Origin of the sequence: Halorientalis salina (assembly GCF_005049285.1) — an archaeon.
GTDB classification, from domain to species: domain Archaea; phylum Halobacteriota; class Halobacteria; order Halobacteriales; family Haloarculaceae; genus Halorientalis; species Halorientalis salina.
Window position 1 is genome coordinate 74,996 of record NZ_SOSC01000004.1, and the last position, 18,612, is coordinate 93,607.

The following is an 18,612-nucleotide window of genomic DNA, read 5'->3' on the forward strand; positions in this document are numbered from 1 at the left end:
GCCTCGCGGTGAGCGGCCGTGTCGACGCTCGCCGCACTCGGATGGGCGAATCGGCGTCCGGTCGGGAACGGGTGTTGTCGGAGCGCAGTGAGTCCGACACGCATATCTGGTATCGGACAACCCCTGGTGTATGGCCGACTACGGACTGGTGTCACTGGTGCCGCCGCTGCTGGCCATCGGGCTGGCCATCGTCACCCGGAAGGCGGTGTTGTCGCTGTTCCTGGGCATCTGGGCCGGTGGCGCGCTGGTCAGTGGCGGACTGGGCCTCGTACGGACCTTCGACTGGATCGTGGCCGCGATGGCCGACGAGTTGCACGCCCGGATACTGCTCTTTACCCTGTTGCTCGGCTCGGGCGTGGGGATGGTCTGGCGACTCGGCGGGTCGCAGGCGCTGCGCAACTGGGCCATCGAGCGCCTGGACACGCCCCGGAAGGCCGGCCTGGTCGCCTGGCTGCTCGGCTTGCTGTTGTTTTTCGACGACTACGCCAACACGGCCATCGTCGGCAGTACGATGAAAGATGTTTCTGACAGGCTATCGGTGTCCCGGGAGAAGCTCTCCTACATCGTCGACTCGACGGCCGCACCGGTCGCGACGCTGGGCATCTCCTCGTGGGTCGCCTTCCAGTTGGGGCTGATCGCCGACGCCTACGCGGAACTCGGCGTCGACTCGGCCCCGCCGGCGTTCGAGGTGTTCCTGCGCTCGATCCCGTTCAACGCCTACGCCATCCTCGCCATCGCGATGGTCGCGATCGTCGTCGCGTCCGGCCGGGACTACGGCGAGATGCTCGACGCCGAGGCCCGTGCCCGGCGGACGGGCGAGGTCGTCCGCGAGGGGGCGACGCCGATGCAGGACGTCGAGGGAACGCTCGGGGAGCCGCGGGCGACCCGACCGCGCCTGCTCGCCTTCTTCGGGCCGGTCGCGGTCCTGATCGCGGTGACCGTCGGGGCCGCGCTGTGGACCGGCTACGAGCCGGGTGCGTCGGCGTACGACGTGGTGACCGGGGCCGACTACGCCGCAGCCCTGGTCTACGGCTCGTTCGCGATGGTCGGCTCCGGGTTCGTCCTCGGGCGAGTCCTGACTATCATGACGCTGGGCGAACTGACCGACACGGTGGTCGACGGCTTCGGCGTGATGCTCACGGCGGTGTCGATTCTCGTCCTCGCCTGGGGGCTGGGCGAGGCCGTCGAGGCGCTGGGCACCGGACGGTACGTCGCCGGCTACGCCGAGTCCGTCATCGACCCGGCCGTCCTCCCGGTTATCGTTTTGCTCACCGGGGCGTTCGTCGCGTTCTCGACCGGGACGTCGTGGGGCGCGATGGCCATCCTGACGCCCATCGTCGTGCCGGTCGCCTGGAACCTCACCGGCGACCACACGATGGTCGCAGCCGTCGTCGGTGCGGTGTTCTCGGGCGCCATCTTCGGGGACCACACCTCGCCTATTTCCGACACGACGGTCCTGTCGGCGACGTTTACGGGTGCCGATCTGATCGATCACGTCCGGACGCAACTCTACTACGCCGTCACGGTGGCGGCAGTCGCCATCGCTGTCCTGCTTGCGTGGGGCGTCACCGGCGTCACGACGCTGGTGTGGTTGCCGCTCGGCGCGCTGGCGCTCGTCGGCCTCGTGTACGTCCTCTCGACGCTGGACGCCGCGCGCAAGGACGTGGACCCGGCTGTCGCGACCACGACCGGCGACCGGGCCGACGACACGTCCGGGAGCAGTGGGACCGAGAGGACGGACCCGGTCCCAGAGCGGGCCCGCGAGGAGTGACGGCCGGCGGAGTCCGTGGTACGATTCTTGCACGCTTCGGGAGACGGGAACCGCCCGATGCCGTTCGACGAGCCGCCCGTCGAGACCGTTCGCTACCGGGTCCGCGACGGGGGCCCTCGTCGTGTCTGCTCGGTCGGTCGTGGTTCCGTCGGCGCTCCCTGTTGGATCGGTGGCTGGAGCCGTTGCGGTGGATGGCCGAGTTCGCGCTGGACGGCGGCGACGCGTTCGCCCATCCGTTGTGGGCGGCGCCGGTCCTCGTCGATCTCGACGGACGTGATGACGCGGTCGTCGGGGATGGCCTGGTGGGCGGCCTGAACGGCGGCGAACACCTGTTCGCTGGTGTCGGCCTCGATGATCGTGTCCGTGGCTGTCGTCTGATACGAGACGGGGAACTGGTCGAGGGCCCGGAGGGCGCTGGCGATGGCGGTCGACATGCGCCGTTCGCCCACCGGGATCACCTCGAATCGGGCAATCACTGACATGGCTGAGTATCGGCACCACCGTGGGGCTAGCGGACCGGCGGCGGCGCGTCTGTGGCTACCCACGAACACACGCAAAAGTGTTTTCGCGGGCTGTCGAAAGGTTCCCGCCAAGCCGCCTGCACACCGGCGGTCAGTCCCGGTCGGGTGCCGACGAGACCAGTACTGCCACGGGGTTGCCGATGCCTGTCAGCACACACCCGAGCAAGGCGAGATACGTGACCAGTCCCCAGGACACCGCGCCGAGCACCCACGGGACGGCCCGGACGGCGACGACGGCGAGACAGCCGAGGGCAGCCACACCGGCCAGGAAGGGGAGTGGTCGCTCCCAGACCGGAAGCAGGCGGTCGGGATACCGCAGAAAGACCGCTTCGATGGCGACCGCGCCGGTGACCCCGACCGCGACCGCCGCGGGCCGCACGAACACGGCGGTGCCCGTCGTCACTAGCGCGGTCGCGACGAGGACGACCAGCGCGGCGACTGCGACCAGTCCGTCCCGCAGGGCGCTACCCATGGCGTCGTCGCATTCACTTCGCGAGCGCGGCGTCCGAGAGCGGTTCCGCGACGCCGAGCAACTCGGCGCTCCGTTCCCAGAGCCGATCCTGTTCCTCGCGGTTCCGCGCGTGGCCGGCGGGTTTCCGCTGGCGCTGCTTCGAGAAGTATCGGCCGGTGACACCAGCCACGCGCTCTGAGGCGGCCAGGTGGACGAGCGCGGCGGCACCGTCCTCGACCGAGGTGACCAGCGGGGCTTTCTCCAGCAGTCCCATCCCCGTCGAGAGCGGGCCGGGCAGGAACCGGGAGAACTCCGATCCGGGGATGGCACCCGGATGCAGGGCGTTCGAGGTCACGTCGCGACCGGCGGCGTCGAGCCGTCGCGCCAGCCCGAGTGCGAACTGGGCGTTGGCGAGTTTCGAGCGCTGGTAGGCGTGGAACGGCGCGTAGTTTTCGACCGACGTGACGTCGTCCAGGTCGAGTCTGACGCCCCGATGTGCCACCGAGGAGGTGGTGACGATTCGCCCGCCCTCGTCGACGTGATCGAGCAGTTCCGTGGTCAGCAGGTACGGCGCGAGGTGGTTGACTTGGAAGGTGTACTCGACGCCGACGTCGGTCAGCCGACCCCCGCGGAACAGCCCGCCCGCGTTGTTGACGAGCACGTCCAGCCCGTCGGACTCGTCCCGAACTGTGGCGGCCAACTCCTCGACGGCCGCGACGTCGGCGAAATCGGCCCGGACGAACTGCGCGTCCGAGCCCACGCTCTGCAGGTCGTCGACGACCGCCCGGCCCGCCTCGGCGTCCCGACCGTGGACGAACACGTCCGCGCCGAGTCGACCGAGCGACAGCGCCGCCTGCCGGCCGATGCCGCTCGTCGACCCGGTGACGAGCGCCGTCGTCCCCGAGAGATCGACATCCGTTACCCCCGCCCGCCCTTCCGGTGTCCGTGTCATTGTTTCCACTTTGGCCCCAGCAACAAAAACTGTCGTGAACGGCGCAACACTCCGGTCAGGGGGCGTTTCCAGGCCACCTGGTGGCGGCCTGAGACGGACTGCTGTCGATCATTTTCGCATCGACCGCCCGATTACAGGCGGTCGTCGCGGTACACAGCTACCGCAAACCGTATGACCTCCTCGCTCTGTCCCGGCCGAGAGAGGGACGTTTTATGCTCCCTGCCCGCCTCGTGTACGACGATGTCGAACCACCGGGCGACCGTCACCTGTCCGTCTTGCGAACTCGAGGAGACGTTCGAGAAGCTCCAGGAGGCCCGTACGTGCATCGAGGACCACCGTGTGGAGACGGGCCACGACCCGCAGTGGGAACTGGCAACGCTCTCCTCGGGAGTCGAACGCGCCGGCGCGGCTGCCGGCGTCTGTGGCCGCCCTGGGAGTCTGTAGGGGTAGCGCCGGGCGAGTCGGACCGGCGGGGAGACGTTCTGTGGCTGCACCTCGCGCTCGCCGACACGACGGCGCGCCCCGGCCGCCGTCGTCGCGACGGCTTGGATCGACTGCTCCTTGCTCGCCGCTCGTGACTGATATTTAACATTAACTTTACTAATAATCCGCGTGACCACATCACATGGACGACATTTTCGTCGGGAGAGTCATGTCGGACTCGCTGCATACCGTGCGGCCGGACACGCTCGTCGAGGACGCCGCGCAGGTCATGCTGGACAACGACGTCGGCTCCGTCGTGGTCGTCGACGACGACAACCGACTCGCCGGCATCCTGACGCGGACCGACTTCGTCACCATCGTCTCGGAGAGCCATCCGAAAGCCGAGACGTCGGTGTCGCGGTACATGACGACGGACGTGGTCACGGCGTCGGCACAGGACTCGGTGCAGGACGTGGCGGACACGATGCTCGCTGAGGGCTTTCACCACATGCCGGTCGTCGACGACGACGAGGGCCTCATCGGGATGATCACGACGACCGACCTCGCGGCGTACATCGCGCAGGTGCGGACGTCGAACCCCTAGCGGCGGGTGAACAGCAGGCTCTTGAGGACCGCTCCCGTAGCCCGACAGACATGTATCTCGCAGACGAGGCCTGGCCCGACCTGGGGACGTACTTCGAGGAAGAGTCGCTGGCGATCGTCCCGCTGGGCTCGACCGAACAGCACGGTCCACACTTGCCCGAGGGTACCGACCATATGATCGCCGAGGCACTGGCCCGCGACGCCGCCGAGCGGACCGGCTATCTCTGCACTCCGACCATCAACGTCGGCGTCAGTTCCCATCACCGCCAGTTTCACGGGACGATGTGGGTCGACGCCCCCGTCTTCCGGGACTACGTCGAGAGCTTCTCGCGGAACCTCACCTCCCACGGCATCGACCGCATCGTCTACGTCAACGCTCACGGCGGCAACGTCGAACACCTCCGGGAGGTCGGCCGACGGCTCCACGAGGACGAGGTCGCCTACGCCGTCGAGTGGATGTGGGACGAATCCATTCCGGACCTGGTCGAGTCGGTCTTCGAGCACAACGGCCCACACGGCGGGCCCAAGGAGACGGCCATGCTCATGCACATCGCCCGGGACCTCGTTCACGAGGACCGACTCACCGATGCGCGGGACGGCGGGCTCGTCGAGTGGTCGAACGAACTGACACACGGCGCACGGACCTTCTACGACGCGGCCGACAACACCGACAACGGCGTTCTCGGCGACCAGACCGACGCCACGCCCGAGATCGGCGCGGAACTGTTCGAGGCCGCCAGCGACCAGCTCGTCCAGCTCTGTGAGTGGCTCACCGCCCAGGACTACGCGGACCTGATGCCCGAACCACACGTCTGAGGGAGTCACTGACCGGTCCCACAGACGCCACTCTCGGAGGGTAGTGTCAGAGTCGACGGCTCGCTCGGTTAGCAGCCAACTGCCAGCACCGGCGACGGTCTCAGCCGTTCAGCCGCCCGCCGCACTCGATGCAATACGTGGGCGGCACCTTCGTATGATGCTCTTTCCCACATATCTCGCAAACTGTCACGGGTCAGGAAATGCTCGGGCGATGTGTATAAAGTCGACGGTCGAAACGGCGGTTGAGTCGCTCTCACATCCGATTCCGATTATTCGCGTCCGAGCGTGTAGAACTCCGAGTTCGGTCGCATATCTGCTACGTGCGCCATCCTGTTCGAAAGATTATAGAATGCGGTCACGTTGCTCACGTCCCAGACTGCCTTCCTGCTGAAGCCGTGGTCGGTCAGGCGTTCGATGTCCGCTTCCTCGATTCGCTCGGGTTCCTCCGTGACTTTGACGGCGAAATCCAGCATCGCACGGTGGGCGTCGTTGATGTCGGCGGTCCGGTGGTTCGAGGCGAGTTGCTCGGCGAGCGTGGGGTCGTCGGCGTAGATGCGACAGAGCGCTCCGTGGGCGACGATGCAGTACAGGCAATCGTTCACGCCGCTGACCGTGACGATTATCATCTCGATCTCCTCGCGCTCCAGTGCCGTCTCCTCGAGCAGCGCGTCGTGGTACTGGATGAACGCCTGTGCCTGCTCGGGCCGGTACCCCAGCGCGCGGAAGACGTTCGGCGTGAACCCGGCGCGCTCCGTCTCCTCTTCGATTCGCTCTTGCAGCGGTTCGGGAAGTTCCTCGACGTCCGGGACGGGGAACCGTGTCATCGCTGGTATGTCGTCTGCCATACACTCCGTTCGCGGTGCCAACGACATAGGTGTTGTCCGCGGTCGCGTGGTCGGACCCGTGCGTGCACTGGTGATCGACGGCAACGCGACTCCCGGCCTGAAAACCTAGGGGGGTGTGGGTGGGAACCCACGAGAGTGAGAAATGGGGGTGGGTGGGGGAAACCGCTCGAACGCGGTTGTGGGGGGTGGCACGCCGTGTGCCAGTACCTGAAACGAGGCGCTGATCGGTAATAAATGTATCTCGTCTGTTATCATCACTGATATTCATCGGGGCCAGTGCTGTGGGACAAGCGCCGCCAGGTCGGCCGACACCTCGCACCCGCGAAGCGGTGGCGCTTCCCGGACAGGGAGGCCGGTGACGCCTCTCACTCGTCGCCGACGTACCGACTCGATTCGACCCTGTCCCACGCAGCTATCCCGTCCGAGAACTGGACCGAACCGTCGAACGGCGACCCGACCGGCCAACTGTCCGAAAGTGGTTTATATTATTTAGGTTTGCCTAAAACCATGGGACAGGTACGACGACACGACGTGAATCCCGGACGGTTCGTGCCAGGAGCGAGTGTGGTACTCGGTGGTCTGGATGGTGGCTGTTCAGCCGAACTCTCGCCGATGGGAGCCGCCCAGTTCGAGGGCGTCCCGGACGGTGCAGTCGCCTTCGACGCGGCCCGGGCGGACGGTCTCGTGGGTCTCGGGCAGGGTGACGCGGCCCTGTCGCTCGGGCATCAGGCGTCGTTCCACGGTGGGTACTACGAGCAGTCCGGCGAGTGGCCCGGCATCGGGACACACGGCGAGCGCGAGCGGCTGTTCGACCGCCGGCGACTCGCGGACAGCATCGAGGGGGGCGTCTGAGCGATGCAGAAAACCACTCCGTCCAACGTTATCGTCGTCGGCGGCGGCGTCGCTGGCCTCTCGGCTGCGACGTTCACCGCCCGTCACGGGCTGGACACGCTCGTCCTCGATTCGGGCGAATCGATCCTCCGGCGCAACGCGCACCTCGAAAACTTCCCCGGCTTCCCGGCCGGCGTCAACAGCCGGCAGCTGCTCGACCTGCTCGAGGAGCAAGCCGAAACTGCCGGCTGCGAGCGCCGCGAGGCGACCGTCACTCGCGTCGAACCGACCGACGAGGGATTCGCCGTCGAGACCGACGGCGACGACCGCCTCCGCACGGAGTACGTCGTCGCCGCGACGAAGAACGCGGTCGGCTACCTCGAAGACATCGACGGCGTGGGGACCATCGACCGCGGCACGGTGTTCGTCGACACCGACGAGCGCGGCCGCACCGGGGTCGATGGGCTGTACGCCGCGGGCCGACTCGCCGAGAAACCCCACCAGGCGGCGGTCTGTGCGGGACACGGCGCCGAGGTGGGCGTCACCATCCTCGAAGACGACGACCGGCCGTTCTACCACGATTGGGTCGCTCCCGAGGGCTACTTCACTGACCGCGGGCGTGACCTCCCGCCGGGCTGTGAGGAGATCGACGGCGCAGAGCAACGGGACCGCGAACGACAGTCGCTCGACGTGATGAGCGAGCGGTTCAGCGAGCCACATCCCGCTCCCCAGGAGACCCATCCGAGCCTGGACGACGAGTAACGCGACGGAGAGACCGCCGGTGAAAGAGCGGCGACGGCACCGCCGGCACTGACTCAGCGGAGTTGGGAATACGGACTTCGATCCACGACCCGCGGGGTCGCGTCCGGCACGAACGTGACGCCGTCACGAGAACACTCGACCCGATCGATCCCAGACGGCGGCGCTCGCCGGGGAACCCTTCGCCGTCGACACGGACGGGAAACCGGCCGACGAGCGGGTTTAGGCCCAGCAAAATTCATTCACATAGTGATGGGTATTACGCGGCCAGCGGTCGACGTCCAGACTGTAATGAACACACAGACGGCGGAAGTGCTTCGCGAGGCCGGCAGCGTCGAGAAGAGACCACGCGCCCGTCGAGATGCTCCGCCAGCAACTGCTCGAACTCGAAGAGTTCGCTCACACCATCGAGCACTTCCTCGGCGACGACTCGCTGGCAACGTCCGAGTAGTCGCTCCGTTCTACGCTGCCGTCGCTCGGGTTCACGCTCCCTCATCGGTGGCTCCACACTCCCTCTGGGTAACGGGGAGGCCGATTTTCAGGCCAGTACAACTGTGTGTGGGGGGACGGGAACGGGGAGCGCCACGGTTCGGCCTCACTCGACGGCGTTCAGGCGAACGGTGAACACTGCGCCAGTGGGTTCGCCGTCGACGTTTCGGTCGCCTCTGTCCTCGATCCACACCTCTCCACCGTAGTTGCCGACGAGGGTATTGACGAGGTACAGGCCGATGCCAGTGCCGTCGCTGTCGAGTCCCTTGGTGCCCTTGCCGAAGACTTCGTCTTTCCGGTCGTCCGGGATGCCCGGGCCGTTGTCGGCAATCTGCACCGTCACGGCCGATTCGGACTCCGTGACGGACACCTCGACCTCGGGTGTGTCGCTGTCGTTGTGCTCGACTGCGTTTTTCAGGATGTTGCGGAAGACCGAGCCGAGCATCTCATCGGCGTACACCTGTCGCCTGGGGATCGGCGAGGTGGTCCGAACGAGCGCTGATTCGTAGGTCGAGCGGACGTCTGCCAGTTGCGTTTCGAGCGTGCCGAAAAGCGGCGTCGGCTCCGGTCTGTTGTCGTCCTGCAGGACGGTCTCCATCAGGTCGCGGGCGGTCCGGGTCAGTTCGACGACGCGGTCGGCGTGATCCAGCACGCGCGTCGCGTGGTCGGCCAGGTCGCCGTCGGTCTCCAGCGCGAGCACCTCGGCCAGGCTCACGACGATCTGCATGTCGTTTCGGATGTCGTGCCGGACGATCCTGTTGAGCACCTCCAACTTCTCGTTTTGGGCTTCGAGTCGCCGTTCGCGGGTCTTGCGTTCGGTGATGTCGGTGACGACCCCGATCATCCGCTGTTGCCCGTCGTCGTTCTCGACGACCTGTCCCCGGGCTTCGACCCAGTGGGCCGTGCTGTCGTCCGGCTGAATCCGGTACTCGGCCTCGTACAGGTCGTTGTGTTTGATCGCCTGCTGGTGGGCGCGCGCGATCTCCGGGATGTCGTCGGGGTGGACGAGTTCCATGAAATCGTCGTAGGTACCTTCGAAGGTCTCTGTGTCGAGGCCGAACAGCTCCTCCATGCTCTCGTTCCAGCTCGTCCGGTCGGTCTCGAGGTTGCGCTCCCAGACGCCGGTGTTCGTCCCGTCGAGCGCGAGGTCGAGGCGGCGTTTCGTCTCCCTGAGGTCACGATCGCGCGCCTTCCGGCCGGTGATGTCGTGGCTGATGCCCATGACGCCGACGACGTTGCCGGCTCCGTCCCGGTAGGGGAACTTGTCGGTGAGGAACACGTGCTCGCGGCCGTCGATGTGCGTGACCGATTCGCGAGTCACCGGCTCGCCCGTCTCGATGACCTCGCGGTCGACCTCGCGGAGCTCGGCCGCACTCGACTCGTCGAACAACTCGGCGTCGGTCTTCCCGAGCAGGTCCTCGGACCCGGAGCCGAACAGCCTCGCGGCCGCGTCGTTGGCCAGCTGGTACTCCCCATCCCGGTCCTTGATGAAGATGGCGTTTCGCGTGTTCTCGATGATCGCTTCGAGCCGTCGTTCGTACACCTTGCGTTCGGTGATCTCCCGGGAGAAGACGGACAGCCCGTCGGCGTCGGGATAGACGTCGACCTCGACCCAGTACCCGAACGGCTCGCCGATGTACTCCTCGAAGGAGACCGGCGCTTCGGTCGCCATCGCCGTCCGGTACTGCTCGGCCATCTCCGTTCCCAGGAGTTCCGGAAACGCGTCCCAGAGCGACTCGCCGAGGACCTCGGATTCGGGGACGCCCGTCCGCTCGGCGACCCCGTCGTTCCAGTAGGTGATCGTCCAGTCGGTGTCGACCGCGTAGAACCCGTCGTCGACGCGCTCCGTCAGTCGCTCGTAGCGCTCTTTTTGCGCCTGGAGGTCGGTCCGGGCCTGGATGCCGTCGATGGCGTTCGCGATCGTCTCACCGAGTTCCGCGAGGAGCGTCCGCTCCGCGTCGTCGAAGCCGTCCGGCCGGTCGGTGTAGACGTTCAGGACGTAACACGCCCCCTCCCCCCAATCGAGCGGGACCGCCGCGCTGGCCTCGTACCCCCGTTCGAGCGCGTTCTCGCGCCAGGGCTCGTAGTCCGGGTTGTTTCGGATGTCCTGGACGACCCGCACCTCGCACGTCCGGACCGCTTTCGCGGTCGGCCCGCGGCTCCCCGGTGGTTCGTCGACCGCGATTACGAGGTCGTCACAGTAATCCTCGCCGACCCCGGCGGCCGTTCTCGGCACGACTGCCCCGTTTTCCGCGTCGTGTTCGCCGATCCAGGCGAATACGTACGGCTCCGACTCGGCGAACGTCTCACAGACGGCCGTCTCGAGCTCCCGCAAGGTGTCCGCTTCTACGAGTCCCCTGTTGATGTCCCGGATCGTCGCCGAGATCCGAAGTTGCTCCTCGGGGTCCTCGATATCCATGTCGGCGGATCGTCCACCGACAGCTAAACCGTACCGGCCCAAAAATCAGGATTAATACTCGCTCCGCTAGGGGCCTGCTCGGGGTCGGCGGTCGGATCGCCGAAGCCGGCCAGTCGATACGCGCGAGCGTCGGTGCAGTCCTCGTTTTCGGCAGCGAACTGAACCCGCAGCGATCCGGGCGAACCCGAACCCTGGCCTATAAGTATTCTCCAGATGATCCTGGAGTATGTCTCAACGGGGCGTTCGAGAGCAACCGGGCGGGACGGGACTGGCCGACGCCGGCGAGCGAACCCTGCAAGTCGGTCACGACCGGCCGATCCGCATCAGTACAGGACACCGTCTCCTGCACCACGACGGGAAGTGCTCCCGCCCACACGGCCACAACTACGAGATCTCGGTCGAAGTCACGGGCGAACTGACCGCCGAGGGGTGGGTCGTCGACAAGGGAGATATTACTGCAGTCATCTCCGAGTGGGATCACAGGTTCCTCCTCGAAGTGGGGGACCCGCTCGTCGAAGCGTTCGAGGAGAGCGGTGACGGGGACGCGACGGTCGTGCTCGACCACCCGCCGACGGCGGAGGTGATGAGCGTCGTCCTCGAACGCCGATTGCTCGACCGGCTCCCGGACACCGTCTCGGACGTGGCCGTCGCGGTCCGCGAGACGAGCGAACTCTGCGCGGGGTTCTGATGCCGGTCTCTGCTGACGCCACCGAGCGCGAACCCGCGGACACGGACGAGGCCCTGCCGATCAACGAACTGTTCTACTCGGTCCAGGGCGAGGGGCGGCTCGCGGGCGTTCCGACCGTGTTCGTCCGCACCAGCGGCTGTAACCTGCGCTGCTGGTTCTGTGACTCATACCACACATCCTGGGAACCGACTCACGACTGGCTGACCGTCGACGAGATCGTCGCCGAGGTCGAGGCCTACGAGCAGGCCACCCACGTCGTGCTCACCGGCGGCGAGCCGATGATACACGAGGAGTCGGTCGCGTTGCTGAACCGGCTGGGCGAAGCGGGCTATCACACCACCGTCGAGACCAACGGGACCGTCTACCGCGATGCGCACATCGACCTCGCGAGCATCAGCCCGAAACTGCAGAGCAGCACGCCCACGCCCGAAAAAGATCCGACGGGCGAGGGTGAGTGGGCCGAGCGCCACGACGAGCGCCGCATCGACATGGACGCGCTGACCGCCCTCGTGGACGAGTACGACAGCCAACTCAAATTCGTCGTCACCGGGGCGGACGATATGCCCGAGATCGAGCGCCTCGTCGAGCGGGTTCGGGACGGCACGACTACGACCGTCGCCGACGCCGACGTGTTGCTGATGGCCGAGGGGACGACCCGCGAGGACCTGGACGAATCCCGAAACGCCGTGGCCGAGTTGGCGATGGAGTACGGCTACCGGTACACGCCGCGACTGCACGTGGACCTCTGGAACGACGCACCTGGAACGTAAGCATGACTGACACAGACCGGCGAGCGGTGATCCTCGTCTCCGGTGGCATGGACAGCGCGACCGCGGTCTACGAGGCGATCGACCGCGGCTACGAACCGTACTTCTTACACGTCTCCTACGGACAGGAGACCGAGGACAAAGAGCGGTCCTGCGCCGGTCGCCTCGCGATGGACGTCGACGCGGCGGACCTGCTGGCCGTCGACACCCGACACCTCGCGGCGATCGGCGCGTCGAGTCTCACCGACGACGACATGGCCGTCGCGGACGCCGACGTCGACAGCGACGAGATTCCCAGTTCCTACGTCCCGTTCCGCAACGCCAACCTCCTCTCGATGGCCGTCTCCTACGCCGAGGCCAACGACTGCTCGGCGGTGTTCATCGGGGCCCACAGCGAGGACTTCTCGGGGTATCCGGACTGCCGCCCCGACTTCTTCGAGGCGTTCCAGCAGGTCATCGACGTGGGGACGAAACCGGACACGGAGATCGACCTGGTCGCCCCGTTCGTCGAGTGGTCCAAGACCGAGATCGCCGAACGCGGCCGCGAACTCGGCGTGCCCTACGAGCACACCTGGAGTTGCTACCGCTCCCAGTCGCCGGCCTGCGGGACCTGCGACGCCTGTGCGTTCCGGTTGGGGGCGTTCCAGCGACTCGGCGTCGAGGACCCCATCGAGTACGAGGAACGGCCGTCCTACGCGGACGGCCCGGCTTGACGGACCGGAACCAGCCGATGCGACGAGCCCGGAAATCCGTTCGACTGGCATAAATATTGTTCTAGGCACGAGTAAAGACGCCGTTCATTTATTGCGACGCCGCGCGTCAGGGGGGAGTATGACACGCGACTACGCCGGGCTCCACGACCCGAACGCCGAGTACACGATGCGGGACCTCTCGGCGGGGACGATGGGCGTCGAGGCCGAACGCGGCGGCGGGCGCGACGTGGAGATCACGGACGTCCAGACGACGATGGTCGACGGGAACTTCCCCTGGACGCTCGTCCGCGTCTACACGGACGCGGGCGTCGTCGGCACCGGCGAAGCCTACTGGGGCGCGGGCGTCCCCGAACTGATCGAGCGGATGACCCCGTTTCTCGTCGGGGAGAACCCGCTGGACATCGACCGGCTCTTCGAGCACCTCGTCCAGAAGATGTCCGGCGAGGGCTCCATCGAGGGCGTCACCGTGACCGCGATCTCCGGCATCGAGGTCGCGCTGCACGACCTCGCCGGGAAGATCCTTGAGGTGCCTGCCTACCAGTTGCTCGGCGGGAAGTACCGCGACGAGGTCCGCGTGTACTGTGACTGTCACACCGAAGACGAGGCCGATCCGCAGGCCTGTGCCGACGAAGCCGAGCGCGTCGTCGAGGAGTTGGGCTACGACGCACTCAAGTTCGACCTGGACGTGCCCTCGGGTCACGAGAAAGACCGGGCCAACCGCCACCTGCGGCCGGGCGAGATCCGTCACAAGGTCGAGATCGTCGAGGCCGTCACCGAGCGGGTCAAAGACCGCGCGGACGTGGCCTTCGACTGCCACTGGACGTTCTCCCGGAACAGCGCCGACCGGCTGGCCGCCGCCATCGAGGAGTACGACGTCTGGTGGCTCGAAGACCCCGTCCCGCCGGAGAACCACGACGTGCAGCGCCAGGTGACGAACGGCACGCTGACGCCGATCACCGCCGGCGAGAACGTCTACCGCAAACACGGCCACCGCCGCCTCCTCGAAGAAGGGGCCGTCGACATCATCGCACCGGACATGCCGAAGGTCGGCGGAATGCGCGAGACCCGGAAGATCGCGGACATGGCCGACACCTACTACGTCCCGGTGGCGATGCACAACGTCTCCTCTCCCGTGGCGACGATGGCCAGTGCCCACGTGGGTACCGCCATCCCGAACGCGCTCGCCGTCGAGTACCACTCCTACGAACTGGGCTGGTGGGACGAGCTCGTCGAGGAGACGGTCATCGAGGACGGCGCCATCGAGATCCCCGAAGAACCCGGACTGGGCGTCACGCTCGACATGGACGCCGTCGCCGAACACATGGTCGACGGCGAGACACTCTTCGACGCGACGTAGTCGCGTCGAGCCAGTGAATCTTCGATTCACGCTGTTCGACGCGGCGTAGCCGCGTCGGGCTAGCCAATCCCCGATTGGCGCTGTTCGACGAAGCGTAGACTCACTCCCGGCCCGCGTCCGGGTCGCTGAACTCGATGGCGGTCTTTATCACGCCGTCGTCGTCGGACCGTGCCGCGAACGCGTCGCGATAGCTCTCGAGGTCGGTCACGCTCGTGACCAGGTCCGACAGGAGCCACTCGGGGAGCGCCGCGAGCGTCTCGACGGCGGCCTCGAAGTGGCGGCGGTTGGCGTTGACGCTGCCGACCAGCGCCTTGTTGTGCATGACGAGGTCCTTGTGGATCGCCCCGCCGTCGACCTCGAACTCGTGGGACGAGGGGAGCCCCAGAAGGGCCGCGACGCCGTTCGGGGCCAGCGCCTGCGTCGACTCGATCCCGTGTCTCGCGTAGCCCGTCGCTTCGTAGACCAGGTCGACCGGTTCGTGAACCGCCGAAAACTCCGCCAGCGGCGTCTCCCGGGAGTCGACGTAGGTCGCGCCCAGCGACTCGATGACGTCGATGCTCGGGTCGGGGCGGCTGCGCCGACCCATGCAGTAGAGCCGCTCGTAGCCGCGTTCGTCGAGCATCGCGAGCGTGAGCAGACCGAGCGATCCGTTCCCGAGCACGAACGCGCTCTCGGGCCGCCAGTCGAACGCCGACCGCGAGGCGGCCGCGAGTTCGAGCGCCTTCTCGGAGACGCTGATCGGCTCGACGAGGAAGCCCCAGGGGAGCAACTCGCGGGGGAGTTCGACCAGCGTCTCGACGGGACTGGTGAAGTACTCGCTCATGAAGCCGTGTGCGCCCGCGATGCCGCGTTCGAGGCACTCCTCGGGCGGGGCCATGTCCGGCTCGCCACGCTCGAAGTATTCGCTTTCCGTGCCCGGGATCGGCCGTCGGACCGTGGCGACGACGGCGTCGCCCGGGTCGAGGTCGCTCCCGTCGGGGGCCGTCTCGACGACGCCGACGACCTCGTGGCCGAGGATCATGTAGTCGTCGCCGTCGGGGTAGCCGCCGTGTGTCCCGTCGATGACCTCCTCGTCGGTCCCGTCGATGCCCACCCGGACGGTCCTTACCAGCGCTTCGTCCGGCTCGGGTTCGGGCCGCGCCACGTCCCGAATCGTGGGTGCCGTCTCCCCGCGCTCGATGACCACTGCGTCCATGTCCCTAGCGTCTCTTCACGTGTGCAAAAGGGTTCGTACGGACCGAGTGAATCGATGCGTCGAGTGGCCGATCACTCCTCGAACCGGTCCTCGCTGGACCACGACTCCTGCCGCTGTTCGAGCGCGTGCGCTTCGCGGATGAAGGAGTGAAAGTGGGCGTTGATGTCGCTCTGTGTGAGGATGCCGACGACCTCGAGGCCCTCGACGACGGGCAGTCGCTTGACTCGCTTGGTCTGCATCCGGTCGATCGCGCTCCGGACCGTCTCGCTTTTCGTGGCCGTGACGAGCGGATGGCTCGCCACTCGCTCGACCGGGATCTCGGGGAAGGGTCGCTCGGTGACCGCGCCGGCGTGGAGCGCGTCGGTCTGGGTGAGGATCCCGAACGGGTCGCCGTCCCGCGTGACGATGACGCTCCCGACGTCGTTCGTGAGCATCCGCTCGACCGCGGTCTGCAGCGTCGCCCCGACGTCGCAGGTCACGATGTCGGTCGACATGATGTCCTTGACGCGCATACCCACGGTATTCTCGCCGTGCCGACATCAGTGTTCCCGCCCGTCGGGGACCGGCCGTCACGGACCGGGGACTGCCGGGTACGACTGCCGTGGGCCCGTCGTGTTCCGGGCGACGACCCGCGCGGTCGCGGACCGCCTGCCGTCCCCTCGCTCCTCGGTTCGCTCGTCGTAGTACAGCACCGTCATGTCGAGCGAGGCGTGGAGCAGTTCGTTCGCGGCGAACCGATAGCGGTCGGTGCTGGGGCCGCTCTCGATGGGGTCGGTCGTTCGCAGGTGGTGCTCCACGAAGAGGACGCCGCCGGGCCGGAGCGCTTCTTTGATGTCGGGCAGGCGGTCGACGGCCCGGTAGAAACTGATGGTGATGACGTCGTACGTCTCGCTCGGAAACCCGAAGGACGGCACGTCGGCCTGGATCCACTCGATGCGGTCGCCGACCCCGCGCTCGCGGGCGTTCTCCCGTGCTATCTCCAGGCCGGCGCGCGACTGATCGATCGCGTCGACCCGATACCCCTCGCTCGCGAGGAAGACGGCGTTGCGTCCCGTCCCGGTCGCGATATCGAGTGCGCGACCGTCCGGGAACGTCTCGACGTACCGTTCGAGCACCGACGACGGATCGGGGTCCTGCGGGTACTCCCCGTTTGCGAAGCGGTCATCCCATGTCGTCATATGGCACCGTACCACCGCCCGGATGATCAATTACCGGTGCAGGTCTGCCGCTGCTCGATGGCATCCGACGGTCCAGTCGTCACTAAAACGGTGTTGGGGGGTGTGGGTGGGAACCCACGAGAGTGAGAAATGGGGGTGGGGGGGGGAAACCGCTCGAAAGCGGTTGTGGGGGGTGGCACGCCGTGTGCCAGTACCTGAATCGTGACGGTGATCGATAATAAAAGCAACTCTCTGATTTTCACGTCTGATACTCGAACCCCCGTCATCGGCTGCTCGGGCGTCGACGGCGGTGACAACCGTTTTTTGGCTCGGCCGCCTCCGGTGGGATATGGACACCGACGACGTCGCGGCCCGCATCGAGGCCGCGATTCCGGACGCAGCGGCCGAGGTCACACACGCGCGCAGTCCCGAGGACGAGGACCACCTCGCGGCGACGGTGGTTTCGCCCGCCTTCGAGGGGGAGTCGCTGGTCGACCGCCACCAGCGGGTCCACGACGCGCTCGAAGCGCACATGACGACCGACATCCACGCCCTGGAGATAGAGACGTACACGCCGGCCGAACGCGACGACGCCGCGTGACCACTGCTGAGACGGCGGAAGGCATTTCCACGCGGCGGTCCTCGTATCGGGCATGACTTTCGATCCCAACGAGAGCCGCCCGCAGGAGGAGGTTACAGCCGCCGTCGACGACGCCATCGCGGACAACGAGGTCGTCCTGTTCATGAAGGGGACACCCATGATGCCCCAGTGTGGCTTCTCGGAGAAGGCGATGGGACTGATCGACCGCTATCGCGATGAGTTCGAGACGGTCGACGTCCTCGAATCGCTCGACGAGTACCGGACCGCCCTCGAGGACCACAGCGGCCGGGAGACCATCCCCCAGACGTTCGTCGACGGCGAGTTCGTCGGCGGCAGCGACATCCTCGAACAGCTCGACGAGCGCGGCGACCTCGAAGCGAAACTCGACGCTTGACACCGATCAGTGCGTCCCGCGTTCGACCACTGGGCGCTGGTGAGCACGATGCCTGAAGACGCGACGCTCACCGTCGACGAGTTCGTCGAGTACTGCCGGGTCCAGGCCGGGTTGCTGTCGGGGACCGTCGAGACGCTCACCGACGAACTCGACGACCTGCTGGACGAACTCGACGCGGAGACGGCAGAGATCCGGGCGCGACTCGACGAACATCCGGACAACGCCGCCGAGACGGTCGGGCCGCCGTCGACGACGGGGCCGGACGGCGAGACCGTCGACGTGGCGTCGCTGGAAGACATGGAGGGCCGACTCGAAGAAAAGCAGGCCCTCGCCGAGGCAAAGGGGGCCAGACTGGCCGCCTTCCAGGAACTGGCCGCCGACTACGCGGATCTGGCCGAGGAACTCCTGTCGGACGCCGACGACGGCGAGGACGCGCTCGAACGGGTCGTCCGCTTCGAGGTCGACCGCGACGCTCCGGACTACTTCCCGGACCGCCAGACGGTCGCCGAGGCCGCCGCGGCCTCCGCTGATGACGGCGACTAACCCGACGCGTCTCGCAACTCGGTCGCCTCGTAGACCCCGGTGATTCCCGTCTCCTGGACAGTCGCTGTTACCTCCTGCCCTTCCGAGGCAGGGGTCTCGGAGACGATCGTCACCGCTTCGATCGGTCGGCGCGCCAGAAACGACCGCAGGCGCTCGAACCACGAGGGCGAGCCGCCTTCCCGACAGACGAGGACGTACCGGGATTCGGCCAGCGTCCGGAGGTCCTCGGTGAGTTCGAACGCCTCTCTGTCGTCGGGCGGCACGACGTGGATGACCTCGCCGCGCATCGTCTCGGCCATGGCGGTGGCAGGCACTGG

Annotated in this window: 22 protein-coding genes; 13 read left to right on the forward strand and 9 right to left on the reverse strand. The window is 66.9% G+C overall.

Annotated features, from left to right (window positions below; all coding sequences use genetic code 11):
• The first annotated feature begins 130 nt into the window (after positions 1–130).
• Positions 131–1,771 (forward strand): Na+/H+ antiporter NhaC family protein, encoded by a 1,641-nt coding sequence (locus tag E2481_RS09675; protein WP_136716939.1) that lies wholly within the window; start codon positions 131–133, stop codon positions 1,769–1,771.
• 92 nt (positions 1,772–1,863) lie between these two features.
• On the opposite strand, the gene E2481_RS09680 is transcribed toward E2481_RS09675, so the two are convergent.
• The 3 genes from E2481_RS09680 to E2481_RS09690 all read right to left on the reverse strand — a co-directional run bounded on the left by E2481_RS09680 (position 1,864) and on the right by E2481_RS09690 (position 3,695).
• Positions 1,864–2,253 carry a thiamine-binding protein gene (locus E2481_RS09680; protein ID WP_136716940.1) on the reverse strand — a complete coding sequence of 130 codons (390 nt, stop codon included), beginning with the start codon at positions 2,251–2,253 and terminating at the stop codon, positions 1,864–1,866.
• A gap of 130 nt (positions 2,254–2,383) precedes the next feature.
• A complete protein-coding gene (locus E2481_RS18975) occupies positions 2,384–2,764 on the reverse strand; it encodes a hypothetical protein (RefSeq protein ID WP_250137779.1) in 381 nt (126 codons plus the stop codon).
• Positions 2,765–2,777: 13 nt separating this feature from the next.
• Positions 2,778–3,695, reverse strand: coding sequence for an SDR family NAD(P)-dependent oxidoreductase (locus tag E2481_RS09690; protein WP_136716941.1), 918 nt, complete (start codon positions 3,693–3,695; stop codon positions 2,778–2,780).
• 240 nt (positions 3,696–3,935) lie between these two features.
• Here E2481_RS09690 and E2481_RS09695 point away from each other — a divergent pair, with 240 nt between their 5' ends.
• The 3 genes from E2481_RS09695 to E2481_RS09705 all read left to right on the forward strand — a co-directional run bounded on the left by E2481_RS09695 (position 3,936) and on the right by E2481_RS09705 (position 5,537).
• Positions 3,936–4,139: a DUF7542 family protein gene (locus E2481_RS09695; RefSeq protein WP_136716942.1), complete on the forward strand. Its 204-nt coding sequence runs from the start codon at positions 3,936–3,938 to the stop codon at positions 4,137–4,139.
• 181 nt (positions 4,140–4,320) lie between these two features.
• Positions 4,321–4,722 carry a CBS domain-containing protein gene (locus E2481_RS09700; RefSeq protein WP_136716943.1) on the forward strand — a complete coding sequence of 134 codons (402 nt, stop codon included), beginning with the start codon at positions 4,321–4,323 and terminating at the stop codon, positions 4,720–4,722.
• A gap of 50 nt (positions 4,723–4,772) precedes the next feature.
• A complete protein-coding gene (locus tag E2481_RS09705) occupies positions 4,773–5,537 on the forward strand; it encodes a creatininase family protein (RefSeq protein ID WP_136716944.1) in 765 nt (254 codons plus the stop codon).
• A 269-nt stretch (positions 5,538–5,806) separates the two neighbouring features.
• Here the strand turns inward: E2481_RS09705 and E2481_RS09710 are convergent, their stop codons facing one another.
• Positions 5,807–6,382, reverse strand: coding sequence for a peroxidase-related enzyme (locus E2481_RS09710; RefSeq protein WP_136716945.1), 576 nt, complete (start codon positions 6,380–6,382; stop codon positions 5,807–5,809).
• 507 nt (positions 6,383–6,889) lie between these two features.
• On the opposite strand from E2481_RS09710, the gene E2481_RS09715 reads away from it, so the two are divergent.
• Together E2481_RS09715 and E2481_RS09720 are read left to right on the forward strand one after the other, a co-directional pair.
• A complete protein-coding gene (locus E2481_RS09715) occupies positions 6,890–7,234 on the forward strand; it encodes a hypothetical protein (RefSeq protein ID WP_136716946.1) in 345 nt (114 codons plus the stop codon).
• Between the two features lie 3 nt (positions 7,235–7,237).
• The gene (locus E2481_RS09720; RefSeq protein ID WP_136716947.1) at positions 7,238–7,975 is read left to right on the forward strand and encodes an NAD(P)/FAD-dependent oxidoreductase; all 738 of its coding nucleotides are present in this window, start codon (positions 7,238–7,240) and stop codon (positions 7,973–7,975) included.
• A 592-nt stretch (positions 7,976–8,567) separates the two neighbouring features.
• On the opposite strand, the gene E2481_RS09730 is transcribed toward E2481_RS09720, so the two are convergent.
• Entirely contained in the window at positions 8,568–10,880 is a 2,313-nt protein-coding gene (locus E2481_RS09730) for a PAS domain-containing protein (RefSeq protein WP_136716948.1), read from the reverse strand.
• A gap of 226 nt (positions 10,881–11,106) precedes the next feature.
• Between E2481_RS09730 and E2481_RS09735 the strand changes: the two genes are divergently transcribed.
• The 4 genes from E2481_RS09735 (at position 11,107) to E2481_RS09750 (ending at position 14,405) form a co-directional block, all read left to right on the forward strand.
• Entirely contained in the window at positions 11,107–11,568 is a 462-nt protein-coding gene (locus tag E2481_RS09735) for a 6-pyruvoyl trahydropterin synthase family protein (protein WP_136716949.1), read from the forward strand.
• A complete protein-coding gene (locus tag E2481_RS09740; RefSeq protein ID WP_136716950.1) occupies positions 11,568–12,338 on the forward strand; it encodes a 7-carboxy-7-deazaguanine synthase QueE in 771 nt (256 codons plus the stop codon). Before E2481_RS09735 ends, E2481_RS09740 begins: the two co-directional genes overlap by 1 nt.
• A 2-nt stretch (positions 12,339–12,340) precedes the next feature.
• A complete protein-coding gene (gene queC / locus E2481_RS09745) occupies positions 12,341–13,048 on the forward strand; it encodes a 7-cyano-7-deazaguanine synthase QueC (protein WP_136716951.1) in 708 nt (235 codons plus the stop codon).
• Between the two features lie 118 nt (positions 13,049–13,166).
• A complete protein-coding gene (locus E2481_RS09750; protein ID WP_136716952.1) occupies positions 13,167–14,405 on the forward strand; it encodes a mandelate racemase/muconate lactonizing enzyme family protein in 1,239 nt (412 codons plus the stop codon).
• A gap of 100 nt (positions 14,406–14,505) precedes the next feature.
• Here E2481_RS09750 and E2481_RS09755 read toward each other — a convergent pair whose 3' ends face one another.
• From E2481_RS09755 to E2481_RS09765, 3 genes are all read right to left on the reverse strand, one after another.
• Positions 14,506–15,600, reverse strand: coding sequence for a glucose 1-dehydrogenase (locus tag E2481_RS09755; RefSeq protein WP_136716953.1), 1,095 nt, complete (start codon positions 15,598–15,600; stop codon positions 14,506–14,508).
• 71 nt (positions 15,601–15,671) lie between these two features.
• Positions 15,672–16,112 carry a CBS domain-containing protein gene (locus E2481_RS09760; RefSeq protein WP_136716954.1) on the reverse strand — a complete coding sequence of 147 codons (441 nt, stop codon included), beginning with the start codon at positions 16,110–16,112 and terminating at the stop codon, positions 15,672–15,674.
• A gap of 57 nt (positions 16,113–16,169) precedes the next feature.
• Positions 16,170–16,778, reverse strand: a complete 609-nt coding sequence (locus tag E2481_RS09765; RefSeq protein WP_136716955.1) for a class I SAM-dependent methyltransferase — start codon at positions 16,776–16,778, stop codon at positions 16,170–16,172.
• A gap of 328 nt (positions 16,779–17,106) precedes the next feature.
• On the opposite strand from E2481_RS09765, the gene E2481_RS09770 reads away from it, so the two are divergent.
• From E2481_RS09770 to E2481_RS09780, 3 genes are read left to right on the forward strand one after another with little or no spacing between them, the layout of a single operon-like run.
• On the forward strand, positions 17,107–17,358 hold the full coding sequence (locus E2481_RS09770) for a BolA/IbaG family iron-sulfur metabolism protein (RefSeq protein ID WP_136716956.1): 252 nt from the start codon (positions 17,107–17,109) through the stop codon (positions 17,356–17,358).
• Between the two features lie 52 nt (positions 17,359–17,410).
• Positions 17,411–17,752 (forward strand): glutaredoxin family protein, encoded by a 342-nt coding sequence (locus E2481_RS09775; protein WP_136716957.1) that lies wholly within the window; start codon positions 17,411–17,413, stop codon positions 17,750–17,752.
• 48 nt (positions 17,753–17,800) lie between these two features.
• Entirely contained in the window at positions 17,801–18,295 is a 495-nt protein-coding gene (locus tag E2481_RS09780) for a hypothetical protein (RefSeq protein WP_136717150.1), read from the forward strand.
• Here E2481_RS09780 and E2481_RS09785 read toward each other — a convergent pair.
• Positions 18,292–18,594: a DUF7526 family protein gene (locus E2481_RS09785; RefSeq protein WP_136716958.1), complete on the reverse strand. Its 303-nt coding sequence runs from the start codon at positions 18,592–18,594 to the stop codon at positions 18,292–18,294. The genes E2481_RS09780 and E2481_RS09785 overlap by 4 nt on opposite strands.
• Positions 18,595–18,612 lie beyond the last annotated feature (18 nt).

Bases quoted from the DNA above. Each gene is read 5' to 3' on its own strand.
- E2481_RS09755 (WP_136716953.1), bottom strand. From the start codon at position 15,600: ATGGACGCAGTGGTCATCGAGCGCGGGGAGACGGCACCCACGATTCGG.
- E2481_RS09770 (WP_136716956.1), top strand. From the start codon at position 17,107: ATGGACACCGACGACGTCGCGGCCCGCATCGAGGCCGCGATTCCGGAC.
- E2481_RS09690 (WP_136716941.1), bottom strand. From the start codon at position 3,695: ATGACACGGACACCGGAAGGGCGGGCGGGGGTAACGGATGTCGATCTC.
- E2481_RS09760 (WP_136716954.1), bottom strand. From the start codon at position 16,112: ATGCGCGTCAAGGACATCATGTCGACCGACATCGTGACCTGCGACGTC.
- E2481_RS09705 (WP_136716944.1), top strand. From the start codon at position 4,773: ATGTATCTCGCAGACGAGGCCTGGCCCGACCTGGGGACGTACTTCGAG.
- E2481_RS09695 (WP_136716942.1), top strand. From the start codon at position 3,936: ATGTCGAACCACCGGGCGACCGTCACCTGTCCGTCTTGCGAACTCGAG.
- E2481_RS09715 (WP_136716946.1), top strand. From the start codon at position 6,890: ATGGGACAGGTACGACGACACGACGTGAATCCCGGACGGTTCGTGCCA.
- E2481_RS09740 (WP_136716950.1), top strand. From the start codon at position 11,568: ATGCCGGTCTCTGCTGACGCCACCGAGCGCGAACCCGCGGACACGGAC.
- E2481_RS09710 (WP_136716945.1), bottom strand. From the start codon at position 6,382: ATGGCAGACGACATACCAGCGATGACACGGTTCCCCGTCCCGGACGTC.
- E2481_RS09775 (WP_136716957.1), top strand. From the start codon at position 17,411: ATGACTTTCGATCCCAACGAGAGCCGCCCGCAGGAGGAGGTTACAGCC.
- E2481_RS09750 (WP_136716952.1), top strand. From the start codon at position 13,167: ATGACACGCGACTACGCCGGGCTCCACGACCCGAACGCCGAGTACACG.
- E2481_RS09780 (WP_136717150.1), top strand. From the start codon at position 17,801: ATGCCTGAAGACGCGACGCTCACCGTCGACGAGTTCGTCGAGTACTGC.
- queC (WP_136716951.1), top strand. From the start codon at position 12,341: ATGACTGACACAGACCGGCGAGCGGTGATCCTCGTCTCCGGTGGCATG.
- E2481_RS09785 (WP_136716958.1), bottom strand. From the start codon at position 18,594: ATGGCCGAGACGATGCGCGGCGAGGTCATCCACGTCGTGCCGCCCGAC.
- E2481_RS09730 (WP_136716948.1), bottom strand. From the start codon at position 10,880: ATGGATATCGAGGACCCCGAGGAGCAACTTCGGATCTCGGCGACGATC.
- E2481_RS09680 (WP_136716940.1), bottom strand. From the start codon at position 2,253: ATGTCAGTGATTGCCCGATTCGAGGTGATCCCGGTGGGCGAACGGCGC.
- E2481_RS09765 (WP_136716955.1), bottom strand. From the start codon at position 16,778: ATGACGACATGGGATGACCGCTTCGCAAACGGGGAGTACCCGCAGGAC.
- E2481_RS09720 (WP_136716947.1), top strand. From the start codon at position 7,238: ATGCAGAAAACCACTCCGTCCAACGTTATCGTCGTCGGCGGCGGCGTC.
- E2481_RS09735 (WP_136716949.1), top strand. From the start codon at position 11,107: ATGTCTCAACGGGGCGTTCGAGAGCAACCGGGCGGGACGGGACTGGCC.
- E2481_RS09675 (WP_136716939.1), top strand. From the start codon at position 131: ATGGCCGACTACGGACTGGTGTCACTGGTGCCGCCGCTGCTGGCCATC.
- E2481_RS18975 (WP_250137779.1), bottom strand. From the start codon at position 2,764: ATGGGTAGCGCCCTGCGGGACGGACTGGTCGCAGTCGCCGCGCTGGTC.
- E2481_RS09700 (WP_136716943.1), top strand. From the start codon at position 4,321: ATGGACGACATTTTCGTCGGGAGAGTCATGTCGGACTCGCTGCATACC.